This window comes from Bacteroidota bacterium (assembly GCA_020402865.1).
Lineage (GTDB): Bacteria > Bacteroidota > Bacteroidia > Palsa-965 > Palsa-965.
Genome location: JADBYT010000002.1, coordinates 232,155 through 250,635, shown reverse-complemented (window position 1 = coordinate 250,635; position 18,481 = coordinate 232,155). Strand labels below are relative to the sequence as shown.

The following is an 18,481-nucleotide window of genomic DNA, read 5'->3' as shown; positions in this document are numbered from 1 at the left end:
CAAAAAAGACACAAAATCATTAGTAAGAAAAAAACCTAACAAGCTCTCAGAAAAGGATACTGAACGGTCGCTCATTCAACCGGAAAATTCATTGTTATGCCATACGGTTTGGAGGTATAGGCAGGCTCTTTGCCTGAACGCATATTCATTTCAGCCAATAAGTTCACGAAAATGAATTACGCATGACAATTTACATCAAATATATGGTGAGCCTGCGTTGCAAAATGTTGGTTCAGCAGGAACTGGAAAAACTGGGTATCGCGTTTTTTGCAATAGACCTGGGAAAAGTGGAACTGCCAGATGAAATCTCTTCTGAAAAACTGAATGAGTTAAAAATCAATTTGGCGCGTTCGGGGCTTGAAATACTCGACAATAAAAAAAATATCATTATAGAAAAAATAAAAAATGCAATTGCCGAATTGATTCACCAGCCGGAAGAGGTTCCGCACGTAAGTTACTCCGAGTTTATCAGTTCAAAACTTAATTATGATTATACGTATCTGTCAAATCTGTTCTCAGAAGTAAAGGGAATAACCATCCAACAGTATATTATTATCAATAAAATAGAACGTGTAAAGGAATTATTGCTGTACGACGAACTTAATTTAACCGAAATTTCTTACAAGCTCAACTATTGCAGTGTGGCACACTTATCCAACCAGTTTAAAAAAATTACCGGACTCACTCCTTCTTATTATAAAAAACTAAAACAGAAAAGAGTCCGTAATCTCGAAGATGTGTGATCTATACAATAATTATATTTAAATCTATAACATAAATGTGTGTTCAAGAGAGGACATTTGTATCATAATATTTCTCATTAACACATCACTATCATGGACAACACACACACCAACACCCCGGAAGCCTTTAAAATTACCGGCGACTGGAAAGCACAGTCAACGCAACTCAAAGAGAAATTTCCGCAACTTACCGATGCTGATCTTACCTTTGACGCCGGCAAAGAGCATGATATGCTCAAAAAAGTGGAAACACGCCTGAATAAGAAACGCGATGAGGTGATTAACATCATCAAAAAAGCACAGGCCGAAAAAAGCTAAAGCTGACCAAACCGGATAAGCGAAGATCGTAAGACTTTAATTATCCGCCCTGAGGGGCTGTCTGTATCTACAGATGGCCTCTTTTTTTATGATGTATAACAGGCCGTGCCGGTACAATTATTTCCCGTCACATAATTTATTGCCTCACTTTTCAAGAAACATTGATTAATAAAAATGTACCGGCTGATTATTGCGGATTTACGCATATACACGAATTAGCGGGACTGATTCAGGAAATAATTATTAAAAATATGTATATACAGAATATCGTCTGATGAATCAGGAAAAATATTATCTGTGATAAATAAAAAACTATTACAATATTTTGTAATTTATTTGAATAAATAAAGCTCACCTTTGAAGCATTAAATAAGTTCACATCAGAAAAATAAAAATGAAAAACTATCTGCTTACCCTTGCTTTCATGGGAATTTCCCTCGGATTAATCAATCAATCCTGCAACACACCTGAAGAAAAAGTTATTAAAGCCGGAGAAGAAGTAACTGATGACCGGGAAAAGCTTTCAGAGTCAACCCGAAAGTATAATGAAGAAATTACGAATTACCGGATTACCATTGCGGAGGAAGTTGCCGCAAATTACAAACTTATTACAGACTACAATAACCGGATCGCAGTAAGCAAGATTATGGTTGATGCCGATACACAAAAGAAAATTGCAGAGCTGGAAAAAAGAAATGCCTATATGAAAAAGAAAATAGATAGTTACAATTATGAAGGTGCGGAGAAATGGAAAGATTTCAAGTCAGAATTCCACTATGACATGGAGCAACTGAAACGCTCATTTATTGAAATTACAACTGACAATGTAAAATAGCCCGAATAAAGATACGGGGACTATCGGCAGACACACCTGTTTTTAAGTCCTCCATATACCGGATTGGTTATCATCCTAATGTAAATAACAGGATATGACTGATCCGGTTTTTAAAAAATCAGGGGCTATTATTCATCGGATAAAACTGATAAAATATAATTATGAGCCGTTCAACAGGCTATAATCTGCTCATTATCATTCAGATTATACACAATCTGAATAATAAGAACGGTATTATTTGAAGTGACTGAAAATGAAAAAATAAAGCCTGAAAGTTTATTTTAACTGCATACACGGATGTGTAAGACATACAATAATCAATACAAAATATGTAATACTTATATCGATTACTTCCATTCAATTTGCAGTGACTAACACTAACTAATATCAATAATCATGAAAATCAAATTACTTATAATCCTTATAACCCTTCATTTCCCCGCACGTTATCTTTTTGCCCAGGATGATGATATGGATGCGCGAGAAAAATTAACGTTCGGTATAAAGGCCGGTGCTAATTACTCAAATGTTTGGGACGGCAAGGGTCAGGAGTTTCAGGCTGATCCCATTATCGGATTTGCAGGGGGGGCTTTTGCGGTTATTCCCATAGGCATGTTTCTCGGTCTGCAGCCTGAGTTTCTGATTTCCCAAAAGGGATTCAAAGGTTCGGGATACCTGCTTTCTAAGCCTTACTCATTTTCAAGAGTAACCACATATTTCGACATTCCGTTAATGCTGGAAATAAAGCCTGCCCCATTTTTGTATCTCGTGTTAGGGCCGCAATATTCGTTTTTGCTGACCGAGAAAAATGAATATTCATTCGGTTCAAACAGTGTAGCCCAGCAGCAGGAGTTCGACAACGAGAACGTCCGGAAAAACATACTCGGATTCGTTGCGGGGGGGGATATAAATATTCATCATGTAGTTATTTCGGGGCGTGCCGGATGGGATTTTCAGCAAAATACCGGTGACGGTTCTTCCTTTACACCCCGATATAAAAACCGGTGGTTGCAACTCACACTCGGGTATAAATTGTAGGGAAGAACCGACCTATTTACATCTCCGCAACTATTGTTCGCGGAGATGTTTTTATTTAATGTCTTCGTGAGATGAATCTTTAGCAAAGACTGGTCATTGCCTGCAACTATTCCCGTTTCTCAATTCTGGCTGAGTTGCGGGGTGAAATATCCTGCCAACTTAACTCAGTCCTTCCCGGAAATTAACACTCCGTCAGTCTATGCGAACACTTGGCCGGCTTGGTTACCGCAGCGGGTATCAAAAAAAAATAGCAGAAGTAATTTGTTTGCCGTAGTTTAGGAATTCTAAACTATTTTTTGCTATAAAAAGAATGGCAGTTAAAAAAAGGACTATTGTAGTATTTACCGGCGCCGGCATCAGTGCCGAAAGTGGTATCAGTACATTCCGCGATAATGGCGGCCTTTGGGATAAATACGATGTACGCGAAGTAGCCACACCCGAAGCCTGGAACCGCAACCGTGAGCTTGTGCTCCGGTTTTATAACGAACGTCGAAAGAATGTGCTTGATGCACAACCAAATGAAGGCCACAAGGCGCTGGTGCAGCTTGAAAAAAAGTTTGATGTACAAATTATCACACAAAACATTGATGATTTGCATGAACGTGCGGGTTCAAAAAACATCCTGCATCTGCACGGCGAAATACTGAAGGCCCGCAGCACCAAAAACCCGCAGCTTATTTATCCCGTGAAAGGCTGGGAACTAAAAGAAGGCGATAAATGCGAGCTGGGCTCACAGCTTCGTCCGCACATTGTATGGTTTGGTGAAATGGTACCCAATATGGATGCTGCTTACGAGATTGCCGCTCAGGCCGATGTATTTATCATTATCGGCACATCGCTGAACGTGTATCCGGCGGCTAATTTGCTGCATTACACGCCGCCACGCTGTCCGATGTTTCTCATTGATCCGAACGATGTAAACGCACAGGCCGGAAGCAATATTATTCATATCCGCAACACGGCAGCCAAAGGCATGCCTATATTGGCAGAACAGTTGCTGAGCGGAAAAATTTAAGGCGAGTTTATTCAGAAACTGATACGAAAAATATCCCGTCAGTCATCCAAACGGGATTCCGTGTCCATTTGTTGATGGAGAATTCTTACAACCTCAATTTCTTTTTTCTTGTGATTGATCCTGTAGAATATGAAATGTGATTTTACTCTTGAACGAAAGTAACCCTTTCTTACTTCGCCTTAATCTTTATATGCCAGAGGGTCTCTTGTAATATTCTCTATTTCGTCAATAATTAAATTCAAAGTACCTGCCTGCCTGTTCAAGAGACCAATTTTCAAAAGTACAAAGCCAGATTTTCTCTATGTCTTTTGCTGCTTCTTTGCTGATTAAGTATTTCATTTCTTAGCTACATGCTTTCTGTGCAGACTATTGATAAATGATTCCCGATTGAAATTTTCAATAAATCCGGATTTTTCACCTTTTTTCAATTCATTGATCAATTCTGCCTTTTTGGCCTCTTCATACTCAAACATTCTCAATGCAGCCCGGACAACCTCACTTGCCGATGAAAACTTCCCGGATTTAACTTGTTGGCTGATGAAATTATCGAAATAATCTCCAAGTAAAACAGATGTGTTCTTTGCCATAATACCGAAATTTATATACCAAATCTTGGTATGTTAATAAGCATTTTTGCGCCAAAAACAGTCAATATTTCTTTGTAAGGAATAATACGCAAACAAAATAATTTTCAACCTCATCCTACATGTAAGCATCACATTGTGAATATCATCAGCTCACACAACCCCACACCAACCTCAACAAAACCTACACTTCACGCACCATCAATGCATCAGTAAATGCGCGGAGTTCGGCTTTGCGCAGGGCATCGGCATGGGTGCTGTTAAGGGCTTCAATGGCTTTCTGGTAATACTCATGCATACAATCGCGCGCCAGATCGCGTATGCCAAGATGATTGAAGATGGCAGTTACGGCTTCCACTTTTTCGGCACCTGCGCTGGCGGGCACCTGCAGCCAGTTGAGCAGTTCTTCGCGTTGCATGCCGTTGGCACGTTGTAATGCACTGAGCAGCAAAAATGTTTTTTTATTGGCCAGAATGTCGCCGCCCACTTGCTTGCCAAACGTTTTCGGATCGCCATACACATCAAGAATATCATCCTGAAGCTGAAACGCAATACCAAACAGGCGGCCGAAATCGTAAAGTTTTTGAGCCTCATTTTGTGGTGCGCCTGCACACAACGCGCCAATGGCAAGCGATGCGCCGGCGAGCACAGCCGTTTTAAGCTCAATCATGCGCAGGTACTCATCAATGGTTACTGTGCTGTGTCGCTCAAAATCCATGTCGTATTGCTGCCCTTCGCATACCTCCGCAGCCGTGCGGATAAACAAGCTGAGCACGTCGGGCAAAGCATCAGCGGGTGTTTTGGCAATGTACCGGAAGGCTTCGGTGTACATTACGTCGCCGCTTAATATGGCCGTGTTAACATCCCACTTTTCATGCACGGTAGCCATGCCCCGGCGCAGCGGCGCATTGTCCATAATATCATCATGCAACAGTGTGAAGTTGTGAAACAGCTCCACAGCCATTGCTGCCGGAACAGCGGGTGTGACCTCATCGGTAAACAGTCCGGCGCCCATGAGTGTAAGCAGCGGGCGCATACGTTTACCGCCGAGTGACATGGTGTAGCGCAGTGGCTCATATAAACCTGAAGGCTGTTGCGGAAATGCGGCAGTTACTTCATCAACGGCTGTTTGAACCAGATGGAGGTAATGAGTGGTGTTCACGAAAACAGATTTACAGAATAAAGCGAGTATCGGAAAGAATGCGGCGGATTCCTTCTTCGAGTGAAACAGGCGGATGGTTTAAAAGTTGACGCATTTTTGAAGTATCAGGCATGCGGCGGGTCATATCGCCTTCAGGAAGTGCAGGTGCGTGCTGGATTTCGGATGCCGAGCCGGTAATGCGGATAATCAGCTGCGCAAGTTCAAGAATGCTTATTTCGGCATCGGAACCGATGTTCACCACATCGTCTATGTAATGATTATTGTAAAAAGCCGAAACGCAGGCTTCCGTATTGTCATCCACAAAACAAAATGTGCGTGTCTGGCTGCCGTCGCCATTCACCACAATAGGTTCATTGCGCAGTGCGTGGCTGATGAAGCGCGAGATCACAAAATCACGGCTCTGACGTGGACCATAAGTATTAAAGAAACGGAAGATGGTGTAGTGCAACCCGAACTCCTGCCGGAACGATTTGAGGAATGCCTCACCCACGTTCTTCACAATAGCATAAGGCAAACGCGAGTTGAGCGGTGTGGTTTCTTCGTTTTGCGGAAGCTCCACCGGCTCGCCGTACACTTCTGACGACGAGGAATAAAACACGCGCTTTACACCTGTGTTTTTGCAAAGGGTAAGAATATTGCGGATGCCATCAAGATCGCGCAGCACCAGCACCGGATTTTCGAGTGTACGTTTTACGCCAACTACTGCGGCGTAGTGAAACACATACTCAAAACGATAGCCGTAAAACACACCCGAAATATCCTGCCACTCATTCACATCGCATTTAATAAAACGCACATTAGGCAGCTGCGGTACTTTGGTGAGCGAACCGGTAAGCAGGTTATCTACCAGCACCACAAAATTATCAGGATCGGCCGCAAGACGTTCGGCCAGCGAGCTGGCTACAAATCCGGCACCACCGGTAATGAGGATGTTTCGTTTATACTGGGGCAATGTCATACGCGTTTATGAATTCTTAATCAATCCCAGTAAATAGCTGCCATAGCCGCTTTTCAGCAACGGTTCGGCCAGTTTTCGCAACTGATCCTGATTGATAAAGCCCATTCGGTAAGCAACTTCTTCAATGCAGCCGATTTTCAAACCCTGCCGCTCTTCAATAACCTGCACAAACTGACCGGCCTGCATGAGTGAAGCAAAAGTACCTGTATCAAGCCAGGCCGTACCGCGGTTGAGAATACCTACTTTGAGTTTACCGGCTTCAAGATATTTGCGGTTTACATCGGTAATTTCATATTCGCCGCGTGCGCTTGGCTCTAATGTAGCTGCAATGTCCACTACGCTGTTGTCGTAGAAATACAAACCCGGCACGGCATAATTCGATTTGGGGTGGCGCGGTTTTTCTTCGATGCTTATGGCTTTTCCGCTTTCATCAAACTCCACCACACCGTAACGCTCAGGATCCGACACGTGATAGGCATACACCACACCACCATCGGGATCGTTATTTTCCTGAAGCAGTTTGCTCAGCCCCGACCCGTAAAAAATATTGTCGCCCAGAATGAGTGCTACTTTATCGTTGCCAATAAACTCCTTGCCAATCACAAAAGCCTGTGCAAGCCCGTTGGGCACCGGTTGTTCGGCATAGCTGAATGCACAGCCCAAGCCGGAACCATCGCCCAGCAACCGACGGAAGTGCGGCAAATCATGCGGCGTGGAGATAATCAGAATTTCGCGTATGCCCGCCATCATCAGCGTTGAAAGCGGGTAATAGATCATCGGCTTGTCGTACACCGGCATTAACTGCTTGCTCACCGCAAGGGTAAGCGGATGCAAACGTGTACCTGAGCCGCCGGCAAGAATAATCCCTTTCATATCGTATAGTTTCTGACTTGGATTTATTGCTTTTGTTCTTCGTGCTGAATAGTGAGTTTATCGGCATCAATATCCTCTTCTTCATCATAAATGTCAATCAGCGGTTCTTCTGTAAACGCTTTGGTAGCCGCACGTTTTTCAAGCGTAAGCAGAATGCAGGGCAACAAAATGAGGTTTGTGGCCAGTGAAACCAGCAGCGTAATGGAAAGCAGAATACCCAGTGCCGCCGTACCGCCAAAACTCGACATTACAAAGATGCCAAAGCCGAAGAACAGAATTACGTTGGTGTAAATCATGCTCAAACCCGTTTCGCGGATAGCCATGGATACAGCTTTCGATGCATTGGCCGGCGAAAGTTTACGCAATTGTGCTCGGTACTCGGTGAGAATGTATATGGTGCCGTCAGACGCAATACCAAAAGCAATTGAGAAGATAAGAATGGTTGATGATTTAAACGGAATGTCAAGGAAGCCCATTACACCTGCAGTCATCACAAGCGGAATCAAACAAGGCAGTTTCGAAAGTACAATAATGGCTACCGACCGGAACAGTACCATACCAATAAGCAGAATGAGCACAATAGCAATAAGCAGACTCACAAACAGGTGATGCAGCAGATAATCGAAACTGCGCAAAAACATGAGGCTGTGTCCGGTTAAATCCACACGGTACTCCTCCTTCGGGAAAAGTGAATCAACTACCGGACGTATTTCCTGCAATATTTTCCGCACGCTGTCAGAGCCTACATCGGCCATCTGGAAGCTGATGCGCGTGTGGGTGTAGGTTGTGTCGATAAATTTATCGAGCCTGTTTTGCTGCCCTTTAACCGTACCCATGTACTTGAGCAGTTCGGCCTTGTCGCTTTGAGTCGAAGGCAGGCGGTAAGCTTTCGGATTTCCATCACGATAAGCCTGATACGAAAACTTGAGGCCCTCTACAATGGAAAGTGGTTTCGAAAACTCAGGCCGCTCGGTAAGGTAACGCTGCAACTGATTGATTTTGGTAAGCGCCTCACCCTCATTCATAAACAAATTAGGGCCGCTTGGTTTGGGAGCCGCTGCCACCCCGGTAGTGTCTGAAACTACGGAATCTGAAACAGCCATAGAATCAGATTTTGCCTGCACCTGTCCTTGTGTAAGCTGCGGTTGCTTGGAGGGCTTTACTTCAATGGCTATTTCAAAGGGCAGAATACCGCCGAAATGACTTTCAAAAAACTTCAGGTCTTCCGTAACCGGATCGCCCTCGGGCAAATCATCCACCACATAACCAATCACTTTTATTTTGGTAAAACCAACAATGGAAATGAGTGTGAGAATGGTAATGCCCGTGTAAAGTACGGTGCGCCGTGTGTGTACCAGCTTGTCGATCCAGTCGAGAAGCCCGTTTATGCGCTTACCACCCAGATGTTTCATTTGTTTGGGTTTGGGCTCAGGCAGGTAACTGAAAATTATTGGCGTAAGCACAATGGCAATGCCGTAGGTGGTCATTACGTTAATGGCCGCCACCAGACCAAACTCCACAAGCAGTTCGCTGTTGGTAAAATAGAATACCACAAAACCAACCGATGTGGTTACGTTGGCAAGGAAATTTGACAGGCCAACCTTCTGCACCATACGGGCAAGTGCTTTGGTTTTGTTGCCGTGTTTCTGAAGCTCTTCCTGATATTTATTAATGAGGAAGATACAGTTTGGAATACCGATAATTACAATCAGCGGCGGAATCAAACCAGAAAGTACAGTAATTTTATATCCAAACAATACAATAGTTCCCAGCGACCAGATTACGCCCACAATTACCACAATGAGCGAAAAGAACACCGCATTGAAGTATCGGAAAAACACAAAAAGAATAATGGCCGTAATGAGCAGCGAGAGAAACACAAACAATTGCATTTCACTGCCAATTTTGCGCATATACTCCGAGCGGATGTAAGGCATGCCCGAAAAATGCAGGCCTTTGTTTGTATCGTCAGGCGCGAACTTCAGATTGGCTTCACCAAATTTCAATGCCTGTTCGCGGATATTGGCTACAATGGAAAGCCGGTCTTTTGAGTTTACGGCCGTATCGCTGAAGGTAATAGCCATAAGCGTAACATGATCTTTCTTGTTGTAGATCATGCCTTCGTAAAACGGCAGGCTTTCCACCTGCTCGCGGATGCTGTCGGCCTCCTGCTGGGTTTGCGGACGGCGGTTTACCACCTGTCTTACATCAAACTTGCTCAGGCTGTCGTTGCGGTAGAGATTGTAAAGACGGGTAATGGACATTACATCTTTTACACCGGCAATTTTACGAATCGACTCGTTAAGATCGTACCAGCCCTGTAGTTTTTTAAGCTCAAACATGCCGCTGTCCTGAAAGCCGATAACAAGTACCGTTCCGTCTTCGCCATAACGCTGTTTGAATTCCTCATAGGCATTATACAGCGAATCGTCTTTGGGAAGAACCCTGGCGTATTTGTAGGAAAGCTCAAGTTTGGTGGCCTGCCAGCCCATGAGGGCTGTAATAACAAACATTACCACCAGAATGGCAAAGCGGTTACGAAGTATGAAATGCGAAAGTTTTGCCCACATATATCTTGGTGCCGTTACAGCAACGGCGGGAGAATAAGGCAATAAAGGTAAGAAAAAGGCACAGATGCAAGCAAGACAGCAAGTTGTTCAAAAACAGACACATAAGCTGTGTTGTATGAATTCACTTTCACAGCTGTAAGGCATTTCCTTCTTTTGCATAGTGTTTGGGGCATCTTAAAATTACTTTTTCGCCAATACTAATAATTGCGAGTTCTGTATTGACTCCAAAACGGCTGAATTGAACAAAAAACGCATCAAAATCAAAGCACAACGAAATTCAATAACAGGTCTATAGCCACTACAGTTGATTCCCCAATCCGGTTTTGTCAAAAAACACAAATAATATCCTTAATTTCCCAAACGCTGCTATTGGGTTTCCTGCTAATATTGCTTAATCAAATTAACCGAAGCCAAACATATCTTTATCAACTGGAACTATTCCCCCGACCATGATAGGAGATTTGCTTAATGCCTTAGATCAGTTAACTGATCATGAATATCAAGTAATATCAATTACTCTTTCGGCTATTATCAGGTTTACTGCTGTAGGCATTTTTCTCTTCTGCAGCGCTTTTTTATACGTAATCATTTCAAAAGCGCGCAAATTACGACACATAACAAATGTTAACGGAATCATTTTTATCCTGATTAGTGTTTTGTTATTGGTCGGTTATCCGCTAAGCAGGACACTTTTTAATTATAGCAGCAAAGATATAGCCGTTAATCTTTTCTTCTCCACTTTTAACAATGGTTTTATAATTGCATCCATCCCGTTTATTGGAACTGGTTTTTTGTGGATAAGAAAAATAAAACCATTCAGAAATCGTCTTGTATGGGTAATTAGTTCGCTCACATTATGTATGCTTGTAAGCATTCTGCTTGTACTCCTGGAGAAGACAAATCCGGGAGTTGCCCAAATTGCGGAATTGGCCTTTTCAATTTTTACGATATCATTACTTGGTTACGCTTCTATGACTTCATTTAAATTGACGCAGTATAATTATCTGTCGCTGTTTATTGTTCTGGTTCCCTTTTTGTGCTATTTATTTTTACAATTTCTGCTCTTTAATCATCAAGCCAAAAATGAACCCGAGACAATTGTTTTCAGGACAATTTTTACAGTAATTACCAATAGCGCTCTGGCTGGTGTGTTGATTTTAACTGCATTAAATTCTCTTTTTGCAAACATCGAAGAACGTTTACACACAGAAAGCGCTAAACGTAAAAAAATGGAGGAGTTGGTTGAACTTGCAGAAGTTAAAACAAACACATTGCTCGCAGAAACTAATAGTCTTCGCGAAGCTTTACTGGAAAAGGATAAGATTATTCAGGCTTTAAAACTTGAGGCGGGTGAAGTAACCGGGAATATTAGCCTAACTGGGATAAATATAGGATTTGACAGAAACAGTATTGAAAAATACACGATAACATTCACCTTTATGCTGGGTAATAATGCGGTTTCTGTAAAATGCACCAACAATAAGCTTACCGTTCCGCATGCTCACTGGATTATTTTTGCTGCAGCACGTAAACACAACATCACACTTAAACATCCAGACATTGCACAGTCAAAATTCCAAATGATCAAATACCTCAACTCATTTTCCACTTCCGTTAAGATCATGCAAGAGTATGTTTTCCGGAATAACGGAGGAGAATTTGATATCAATATCGACAAAGAAAATATTCTTTTTGAAAGCATTGAAGACTATTCCGGCAATATCCAGCTTTTAGAGACCTTTAAAAAATACTTACTTTGTTTCAATATAGCCGGTGGGTCAAAAAACACTAACGAAACTCTTAATGTTTCGTTAACCACATTGTTAAAAAACAGCTAAGCCAATTTTTACCCAATAGAGGCTGCCTGGATCATCTCTAAACACTTCAAATCTCTTTATTACGCTTGTCTCCAAAACCTCATTTATCCTGATAGCTATCGGGACAAACAGAGGGTATAACCCTTGCCCCTGCCTCAAACTCTAAGTTATTAGAAATGTCTTTAGTGTGAACAGTAACTTATACCGGTGGCTCTTTAAGAAGTTCTCTTTCGTGATAGCAGCCACCTTATTATCATTTAATCACCCTAATCAGAGGTGTCTGTAAAATTGTACAGAAGCTGGATTATTGACTTGGCAAAAACCTTGCATTGCGGCAGAACAAATTACACTTGGACACAGCCTGTCATTACTTCACTCAGTTAAATTAATTGCTTTTCAGCCAAATTTCCACACCTCTTGATTGATTATAAACAGTTGATTATGAGTCATTAAATGATTTATCATGATTGATTTTTTTGTAAATATTATTTCACATTATTCCCCAAACGGGCTTGATGCGTGAAAACTAATTTTGGGGTTGAATTATGCAAGCATCTGCTCAGCAGCAAACAGATAAAATGCTTTACTGATAAAATAACCGTACTCGTTAAAACAAAAAACTTTACGATGAAAAAGCTAATCCTTTTACTCATGAGTGCATTTATTGCCGGAGCAATACCTGCACAAACCTTTTATCTGAATGAGGACTTTGAATCTGGTCTCCCAGCAGGGTGGACTCTTGATCCAGCCAGCGGAGCATGGAGTATTGGTAATGCAACAGTAGCTGCAAGTTCTGGTTTCCCCATACCAGCCCATTCAAACTTTGCCTACATCAATGATGATGCAACCAACCCGACAAACCCCAATTCAATGCTTATCTCTCCGGCAGTCAATCTCTCTGCGGTATCCAGTGTTTATCTTACTTATGAGGCCTATTTTCATAATTTCACCACCTCTACTTATACTGAATCTACTCAAATAATTTGCTCTACTGATGGAGGTAATACCTGGATTGTAGCAGACTCTATTCCAGGCGACCTTTATTCGTGGCGCTATTATTCTACCAATCTGACCAGCCTGATTGCCGGTCAGTCTAATGTTAAAATTGCCTTCAGATACAGTGATGCCGGCACATGGGTATATGGCTGCAGTATTGACAATGTAAAACTTCTCACACCTGCAGCATGGGATGCGAGCTTAACATCAATTACCCCGGCAACAGGCTCACCTACAGCCTATTTCGCTATAAACACACCTTTTAATTTATCAGGATCAATCAGAAACGAAGGCTCCAACACAATTACCAATGCCACTGTTAAATACCGTGTAGGTGCAAATGTGTATCCCGTTACGCTTAACAATCTGAACATACCTCCGTTTGGAGATGCCAATTTCACACACCCCACCGCCTTCAACACACCAAACCTTGGAAACCAAACTTTTGATATGTGGGTAGAACTGACCAACGACAACAACAGTTCAAACGACACATTACAATCTGTTGTTGAAGCTGTTGCTTTTATGCCAACACACCAAGTTGTACTTGAGAAAGGAACAGGAACATGGTGCGGATGGTGTCCGCGCGGAATCGTTTACTTTGATTCTTTGTATGCTTTACACCCAAATGACGCACACCTTATTGCTGTTCATAATGCCGATCCGATGACAAATAACGTTTATGATGCCGGGCTCGCTCAATTAATCGGAGGTTATCCGCGTGTATTCTTAAATCGTAGTCAGAATTTTGATCCGACAAATACTATAGTAAAATTTAATGAATCGATTAATAACTTCGGATTTGCCGATTTAACAACAACTCCCAGCTATAATTTCAGTTCTCGTGTGCTCACAGTTACTGCATCGGCAAATTTTGCGGTGAACCTCAACGGTGATTATCGTCTTGCGCTTGTTGTTACCGAAGACGGTGTAACAGGAACAACATCTTCTTACAATCAGGCAAACTATTATGCCAACAATTCGGCTGGTCCCATGGGAGGGTTCGAAAACCTGCCCGATCCTGTACCTGCCTCACAAATGGTATATAATCATGTGGCACGCGAAATTCTGGGCGGTTTTAATGGTGCGCAGGGAAGCCTTCCCACAAGCATTACGGCTGGCACTCCATATACATACACCTTTACATGGACCATCCCGCAGGGCTATAATGAAAACAATATGCACCTGGTTCTCATGCTTATTGATAACAACGTAACACCAGCAAATATTATGAATGCTGCCGGAGCATCAGTTGTAACCGGCATTGCCGACACACAAAATTCACGTGAAATGGTTAGTGTTTTCCCCAATCCCTCTCTCGATGGGAATTTTACTGTAGCGTATAACCTCACACAAGAGGAAGAAACAGTAATTACTATTTTCGATGTTCTTGGAAACGAGGTATTAACAATTCAAAATGGTGAACAACAGCCGGGGGCATACAGACAAACTGTAAATACGTCAAATCTGGCGGCCGGCACTTATTTTGTGACTGTTTCAACACCAAGCCGTAATACAACCTGCAGAATCCAGGTAATTAAATAACCTTATTAAAAATGGGCACAGCAGGCTGTTTCATTCAGAAACAGCCTGCTGTGCTTTTATATACCTTGTGTTTACCCTTGCCCCGAATCTCTATTTTTGTCTGGATGAAAGGAGTTCAGCCTACACTTGCACAGCTTTTTCTGGTCTTTCTCAAAATCGGGGCAACGGCTTTTGGCGGCAATGTGGCTCTGGTGGCAGCGGTGCGCAACGAAATTTGCAGGAACCGGGGCTGGCTCAGCGAAGAGCGGCTGCTCGACACCACCACGCTTGGAAATCTTCTGCCCGGGCCGCTGGCTGTAAACGTAGTGGCCGCACTGGGTTTTCAGATGCGCGGGCTGGCCGGTGCGCTGGTGTGTATGACCGGCGTGCTGCTGCCGGCGTTAGTGCTTGTGTGTGCGCTCAGTGCCTGGTATTTCCGCTACGGCAGTCACTCACACATAACAGTTATTTTCAACAGCATGCTGCCTGCCGTGGCGGCTGTAATTATGGCTACTGTGTGGCAACTGTTTCAGAAAAATGCCACCACGTGGTTGCAGCGCGGCATGGTTTTACTGGCTGCAGCTGCGTTATTGCTTTCACGAAGTTTTTTAACCACACTGCTCGTTATTACCGCTGCCGGGTTTGCTGGCTGGCTGTTTATGCGTAAGGATCAAAAGCCCGAACCCGTTGCCTTAACCAAACGCAGCCTGAGTCCGGTGCTTTTTGCCTCGGTGCTGGCTGTGGTGGCCGGGGTGCTTGTACTCATTCAGCTGAGCGGTAAAGCAGCACTTATCAGGCAGCTTGCACTTACGTTTGGCAGCATGAGCATTACACTTTTCGGTGGTGGTTATGTGTTTGTACCGGTTATCCGCGATGTAGTGGTGGAACAGCTGCAATGGGTAACGAACCGCGAATTTTTCGATGGTATTGCCATTGGGCAGGTTACGCCGGGGCCAATTATGATCAGCGCGGCTTTTATCGGCTGGAAGCAGGCCGGCATTTCAGGCGCGCTGGCTTCAACAGCTGGCATTTTTCTGCCTCCTGCCGCACTTATGCTTATTGCCACACAGTTTACCGAACGACTTCGCGGGAATGCGGTTGCCGATGCCATTTTCCGCGGTGTGCGTCCTGCGGTAATCGGCATGATTGCCGCTTCGGTATTTTACATTGCACGCAGCGGACCGCTGAACTGGCAGGCCGCAGTAATTTTTGCGGCGGTGCTCCTGCTTTCGTTACGCACCAAGATTTCGCAGGCTGTGCTGGTGCCGGCTTCCGGATTGCTGGGCTGGTTGCTTTACACCTTATTCTAGGTACAAACAACAAGGCCGCTTTCCTTTTTATCGGAAAACGGCCTCGTGCTCTGGTCAGGGGGTATTGTCTTTATCTCGGACGTGCGGCAGGCGCAGGTGAAGGTGTAAACTGCGGTGCCGGTGTGGGAATGTTTTGCTCAAAACGGTTTTGCATCGTGTTGCTGCCTGTGCTGCGGTTGGCAGTATTGTAATTCGGATCGGGCTGCTTGGCCGGAGGTGTATCAAAACGCACCTGCGATCCGTCCCACCACAGCGGCTGAGGCGTATCGGTCAGGTTATTATCGTTAAACATCACACCACGCATTTTCTGGTCAAAATCGTTTTGCGAAACCTCGGCCGGTGTTTCAGGATTTTCATTGCCTTTTACTGTGGCAATGGCAACCCACGACACATTCACAGCCGATGTACCGCCATTGTTTTCGGTTACGGTAAAGCCGTTTGCATCAACCGAAGATACATAAACTCCATTTGAATTACCAGTAGGTGTTACGGTAATTACCAAATCGCCGGGATCGGTTATGATCTGACGGAAGGTTGCATCAAACGGAATATATACAGAACCATTGCTTAACTGGGCTTTGCCGCGTGCATATACATCGGATGTGGTTGACACTGCTGCGTAAGTTGTAGCACGTGTGCCGTCTTCTTTGGTCACCAGCATGGCCACCGGCTTGTTGGTAAAAGTATATCCGTCAACATACAAACTATAACGGGTGCCTTTTACGTGCATACCGTAAGCCATACCGCGTACCCAGCCTCCCATTACACCGCCGTAAATACCAAGACCAATTGTGGTATTCTGCTGGCCATCCCAGTTTGCGGTACTTCCTCCACCCTGCGAGGTACGGCCTGTGGCAATACCTACCTGGTAGGCCATACCAAAACCATACACACCGTAGTCAACAAGGTTAGCGGCGTAATAACCCAGTGCACCAAAGGCAAAGCCAAAATCATCGCCAAATACACCGCCGCTGCGGATATCGGCTGTACCCATACTGCCATGCACACCAAAGGTATAAGAGCCTGTGGGGGCACTTGTATTACCGTTTACACCCATGCGCGGACCGGTAGCCGCAAGGCTTCTGAAACCGGTTCCGGCCACGTTACTCTGGTTGCCGCCGCGCACAGCAGCTGTGTTGGGGCCGCCGGTAGCAGCTGCTAAATACTCGCCCTGCACGCCGGCAAAAATAGTATTGCCACCGGTTATTGCTCCATATGTACCGCCTCCGTTAAATGCACTGTAACCGTTTACACCCCAAGGGAATGCAGCATTTGATACGCCATTCATCAGGTCGCCTGCAATTACTGTATTGGTTGTGCCAATGAAAAACTCCCCCAGATTGCTCAGGCGGCCTCTGACAAGGTTATTGGAAATCAAATCAATGTGGTTGTTGCTTGTAGTACCCAGGTTGCCGGTTGCGGCAAGCTGGTTGCCGCCGACGAGCCATGCTGCATTGCTGGAGGTGATGGTTGAAGGGATGGTGGTAACTATTGAAAGCGTTCCATTTGCGTTAAAGTTATCGGAAGTTATCGTCCAGCTTGGGCCTGTAGCTCCGGTGGCACCCGTGGCACCATTTGCGCCGGCAGGGCCAGCTACTCCAGTGGCGCCGGTAGCACCATTTGCGCCGGCTGCTCCAGTGGCTCCCGTGGCACCATTTGCGCCGGCTGCACCGGTTGCACCAGTGGCGCCATTGGCACCGGCTGCACCGGTAGGACCAGCAACTCCTGTGGCACCCGTTGCGCCGTTAGCACCAGCGGGGCCGGTGGCACCCGTTGCGCCATTCGCTCCTGCTACACCGGTAGGACCGGCAGGACCAGCTGCGCCAGTAACGCCTGCGGGGCCGGCCGGACCGGTAGCTCCGTTGGCACCGGTGGCGCCCGCTACACCAGTGGCGCCAGTGGCACCGTTAGCTCCTGCGGGACCGGTAGGGCCTGTAGGGCCAATGCCAAATCCGGTTGGGCCGGTTGCACCAATCGCACCGGTAGGGCCAGTAGCACCAGCTGCGCCCGTAGGGCCTGCTGCTCCGTTGGCTCCTGCAGGGCCCGAAGGACCGGCAGGGCCTGCAACACCTGTAGCGCCCGGCGAACCGGCAGGGCCTGCAGCACCAGTAGCTCCGGCAGGACCGGCAGGGCCAGTAGCTCCGGTTGCTCCAGCACAATCAAGTGCATCCCAGATATTATCAACGTTAATATCTTCGGCAGGATCGTTTATCCCGTTGCCGTTCAAGTCCCAGCAATTTAGTCCGTTACTGCCAGAAGCTCCCGCAGGGCCGGGTGTACCGGCAGCACCGGTAGGCCCCGTAGGCCCTACACCACCCGCATTGCACAGCGATGTCCACAAACCTGCTTTGTAATAAAAGAAACAAAGCGAATCAAGATCATAAACCAACAATCCGTTGGCGGGTGCCGCAATACCAATTCGCTGTACCGCAGTCATGCGTGGCACAAGTACACCCTGAGTGGTTGACTGCAATTCGAGAATAGAAGATGCATTAGGGGTGGTTGTTCCTATGCCAACATTGTTCTGTGCATATACTCCGGCTGAAAGGAGTAATAATATGAGCAGCGTAAAAAGCTGTTTCATAGGCAGGGGATTGCTGTTAGTGGTTAAGGTTTTGGTATTCGAAACAGCATCTAATTTATAGTATTCACAGAATGTTACAACTCTCAATGATTCCCCATTACTTTGCCAATATCAGACAAACACAACTACCTGCCTGATTTACAAGCAAAAGAGA

General features: G+C 44.9%; 14 protein-coding genes and 1 pseudogene. 8 read left to right on the top strand and 7 right to left on the bottom strand.

Annotation, left to right across the window (positions count from 1 at the left end):
* Window positions 1-203: 203 nt before the first annotated feature.
* The 5 genes from IM638_02130 (at window position 204) to IM638_02110 (ending at window position 3,949) form a co-directional block, all read left to right on the top strand.
* A complete protein-coding gene (locus tag IM638_02130) occupies window positions 204-743 on the top strand; it encodes a helix-turn-helix transcriptional regulator (protein MCA6361812.1) in 540 nt (179 codons plus the stop codon).
* A gap of 93 nt (window positions 744-836) precedes the next feature.
* Window positions 837-1,061, top strand: coding sequence for a hypothetical protein (locus IM638_02125; protein ID MCA6361811.1), 225 nt, complete (start codon window positions 837-839; stop codon window positions 1,059-1,061).
* Window positions 1,062-1,455: 394 nt separating this feature from the next.
* Window positions 1,456-1,896 carry a hypothetical protein gene (locus IM638_02120; GenBank protein ID MCA6361810.1) on the top strand — a complete coding sequence of 147 codons (441 nt, stop codon included), beginning with the start codon at window positions 1,456-1,458 and terminating at the stop codon, window positions 1,894-1,896.
* A 396-nt stretch (window positions 1,897-2,292) separates the two neighbouring features.
* Entirely contained in the window at window positions 2,293-2,934 is a 642-nt protein-coding gene (locus IM638_02115) for a PorT family protein (protein MCA6361809.1), read from the top strand.
* 310 nt (window positions 2,935-3,244) lie between these two features.
* Complete coding sequence (locus tag IM638_02110) at window positions 3,245-3,949, top strand: NAD-dependent deacylase (GenBank protein ID MCA6361808.1); 705 nt, start codon at window positions 3,245-3,247, stop codon at window positions 3,947-3,949.
* A gap of 38 nt (window positions 3,950-3,987) precedes the next feature.
* Here IM638_02110 and IM638_02105 read toward each other — a convergent pair.
* The 6 genes and pseudogenes from IM638_02105 to IM638_02080 all read right to left on the bottom strand — a co-directional run bounded on the left by IM638_02105 (window position 3,988) and on the right by IM638_02080 (window position 10,096).
* Window positions 3,988-4,288, bottom strand: a pseudogene (locus tag IM638_02105) (type II toxin-antitoxin system RelE/ParE family toxin).
* A complete protein-coding gene (locus tag IM638_02100) occupies window positions 4,285-4,536 on the bottom strand; it encodes a type II toxin-antitoxin system ParD family antitoxin (GenBank protein MCA6361807.1) in 252 nt (83 codons plus the stop codon). Before IM638_02100 ends, IM638_02105 begins: the two are co-directional and overlap by 4 nt.
* A 181-nt stretch (window positions 4,537-4,717) precedes the next feature.
* On the bottom strand, window positions 4,718-5,725 hold the full coding sequence (locus IM638_02095; protein ID MCA6361806.1) for a polyprenyl synthetase family protein: 1,008 nt from the start codon (window positions 5,723-5,725) through the stop codon (window positions 4,718-4,720).
* Complete coding sequence (locus IM638_02090; protein ID MCA6361805.1) at window positions 5,706-6,653, bottom strand: NAD-dependent epimerase/dehydratase family protein; 948 nt, start codon at window positions 6,651-6,653, stop codon at window positions 5,706-5,708. The genes IM638_02095 and IM638_02090 overlap by 20 nt, the downstream gene beginning before the upstream one ends.
* Before the next feature lie 6 nt (window positions 6,654-6,659).
* Entirely contained in the window at window positions 6,660-7,526 is an 867-nt protein-coding gene (rfbA, locus tag IM638_02085; GenBank protein MCA6361804.1) for a glucose-1-phosphate thymidylyltransferase RfbA, read from the bottom strand.
* 23 nt (window positions 7,527-7,549) lie between these two features.
* Window positions 7,550-10,096 (bottom strand): MMPL family transporter, encoded by a 2,547-nt coding sequence (locus IM638_02080; protein ID MCA6361803.1) that lies wholly within the window; start codon window positions 10,094-10,096, stop codon window positions 7,550-7,552.
* 449 nt (window positions 10,097-10,545) lie between these two features.
* Here IM638_02080 and IM638_02075 point away from each other — a divergent pair, with 449 nt between their 5' ends.
* The 3 genes from IM638_02075 to chrA all read left to right on the top strand — a co-directional run bounded on the left by IM638_02075 (window position 10,546) and on the right by chrA (window position 15,743).
* The gene (locus IM638_02075) at window positions 10,546-11,934 is read left to right on the top strand and encodes a hypothetical protein (protein ID MCA6361802.1); all 1,389 of its coding nucleotides are present in this window, start codon (window positions 10,546-10,548) and stop codon (window positions 11,932-11,934) included.
* A gap of 606 nt (window positions 11,935-12,540) precedes the next feature.
* Window positions 12,541-14,454, top strand: coding sequence for an Omp28-related outer membrane protein (locus IM638_02070; GenBank protein ID MCA6361801.1), 1,914 nt, complete (start codon window positions 12,541-12,543; stop codon window positions 14,452-14,454).
* Between the two features lie 104 nt (window positions 14,455-14,558).
* A complete protein-coding gene (gene chrA / locus IM638_02065; protein ID MCA6361800.1) occupies window positions 14,559-15,743 on the top strand; it encodes a chromate efflux transporter in 1,185 nt (394 codons plus the stop codon).
* A gap of 70 nt (window positions 15,744-15,813) precedes the next feature.
* Here the strand turns inward: chrA and IM638_02060 are convergent, their stop codons facing one another.
* Window positions 15,814-18,327 (bottom strand): collagen-like protein, encoded by a 2,514-nt coding sequence (locus tag IM638_02060; protein ID MCA6361799.1) that lies wholly within the window; start codon window positions 18,325-18,327, stop codon window positions 15,814-15,816.
* Window positions 18,328-18,481 lie beyond the last annotated feature (154 nt).

Bases quoted from the DNA above. Each gene is read 5' to 3' on its own strand.
- IM638_02130 (MCA6361812.1), top strand. From the start codon at position 204: ATGGTGAGCCTGCGTTGCAAAATGTTGGTTCAGCAGGAACTGGAAAAA.
- IM638_02125 (MCA6361811.1), top strand. From the start codon at position 837: ATGGACAACACACACACCAACACCCCGGAAGCCTTTAAAATTACCGGC.
- IM638_02120 (MCA6361810.1), top strand. From the start codon at position 1,456: ATGAAAAACTATCTGCTTACCCTTGCTTTCATGGGAATTTCCCTCGGA.
- IM638_02115 (MCA6361809.1), top strand. From the start codon at position 2,293: ATGAAAATCAAATTACTTATAATCCTTATAACCCTTCATTTCCCCGCA.
- IM638_02110 (MCA6361808.1), top strand. From the start codon at position 3,245: ATGGCAGTTAAAAAAAGGACTATTGTAGTATTTACCGGCGCCGGCATC.
- IM638_02100 (MCA6361807.1), bottom strand. From the start codon at position 4,536: ATGGCAAAGAACACATCTGTTTTACTTGGAGATTATTTCGATAATTTC.
- IM638_02090 (MCA6361805.1), bottom strand. From the start codon at position 6,653: ATGACATTGCCCCAGTATAAACGAAACATCCTCATTACCGGTGGTGCC.
- rfbA (MCA6361804.1), bottom strand. From the start codon at position 7,526: ATGAAAGGGATTATTCTTGCCGGCGGCTCAGGTACACGTTTGCATCCG.
- IM638_02080 (MCA6361803.1), bottom strand. From the start codon at position 10,096: ATGTGGGCAAAACTTTCGCATTTCATACTTCGTAACCGCTTTGCCATT.
- IM638_02075 (MCA6361802.1), top strand. From the start codon at position 10,546: ATGATAGGAGATTTGCTTAATGCCTTAGATCAGTTAACTGATCATGAA.
- IM638_02070 (MCA6361801.1), top strand. From the start codon at position 12,541: ATGAAAAAGCTAATCCTTTTACTCATGAGTGCATTTATTGCCGGAGCA.
- chrA (MCA6361800.1), top strand. From the start codon at position 14,559: ATGAAAGGAGTTCAGCCTACACTTGCACAGCTTTTTCTGGTCTTTCTC.
- IM638_02060 (MCA6361799.1), bottom strand. From the start codon at position 18,327: ATGAAACAGCTTTTTACGCTGCTCATATTATTACTCCTTTCAGCCGGA.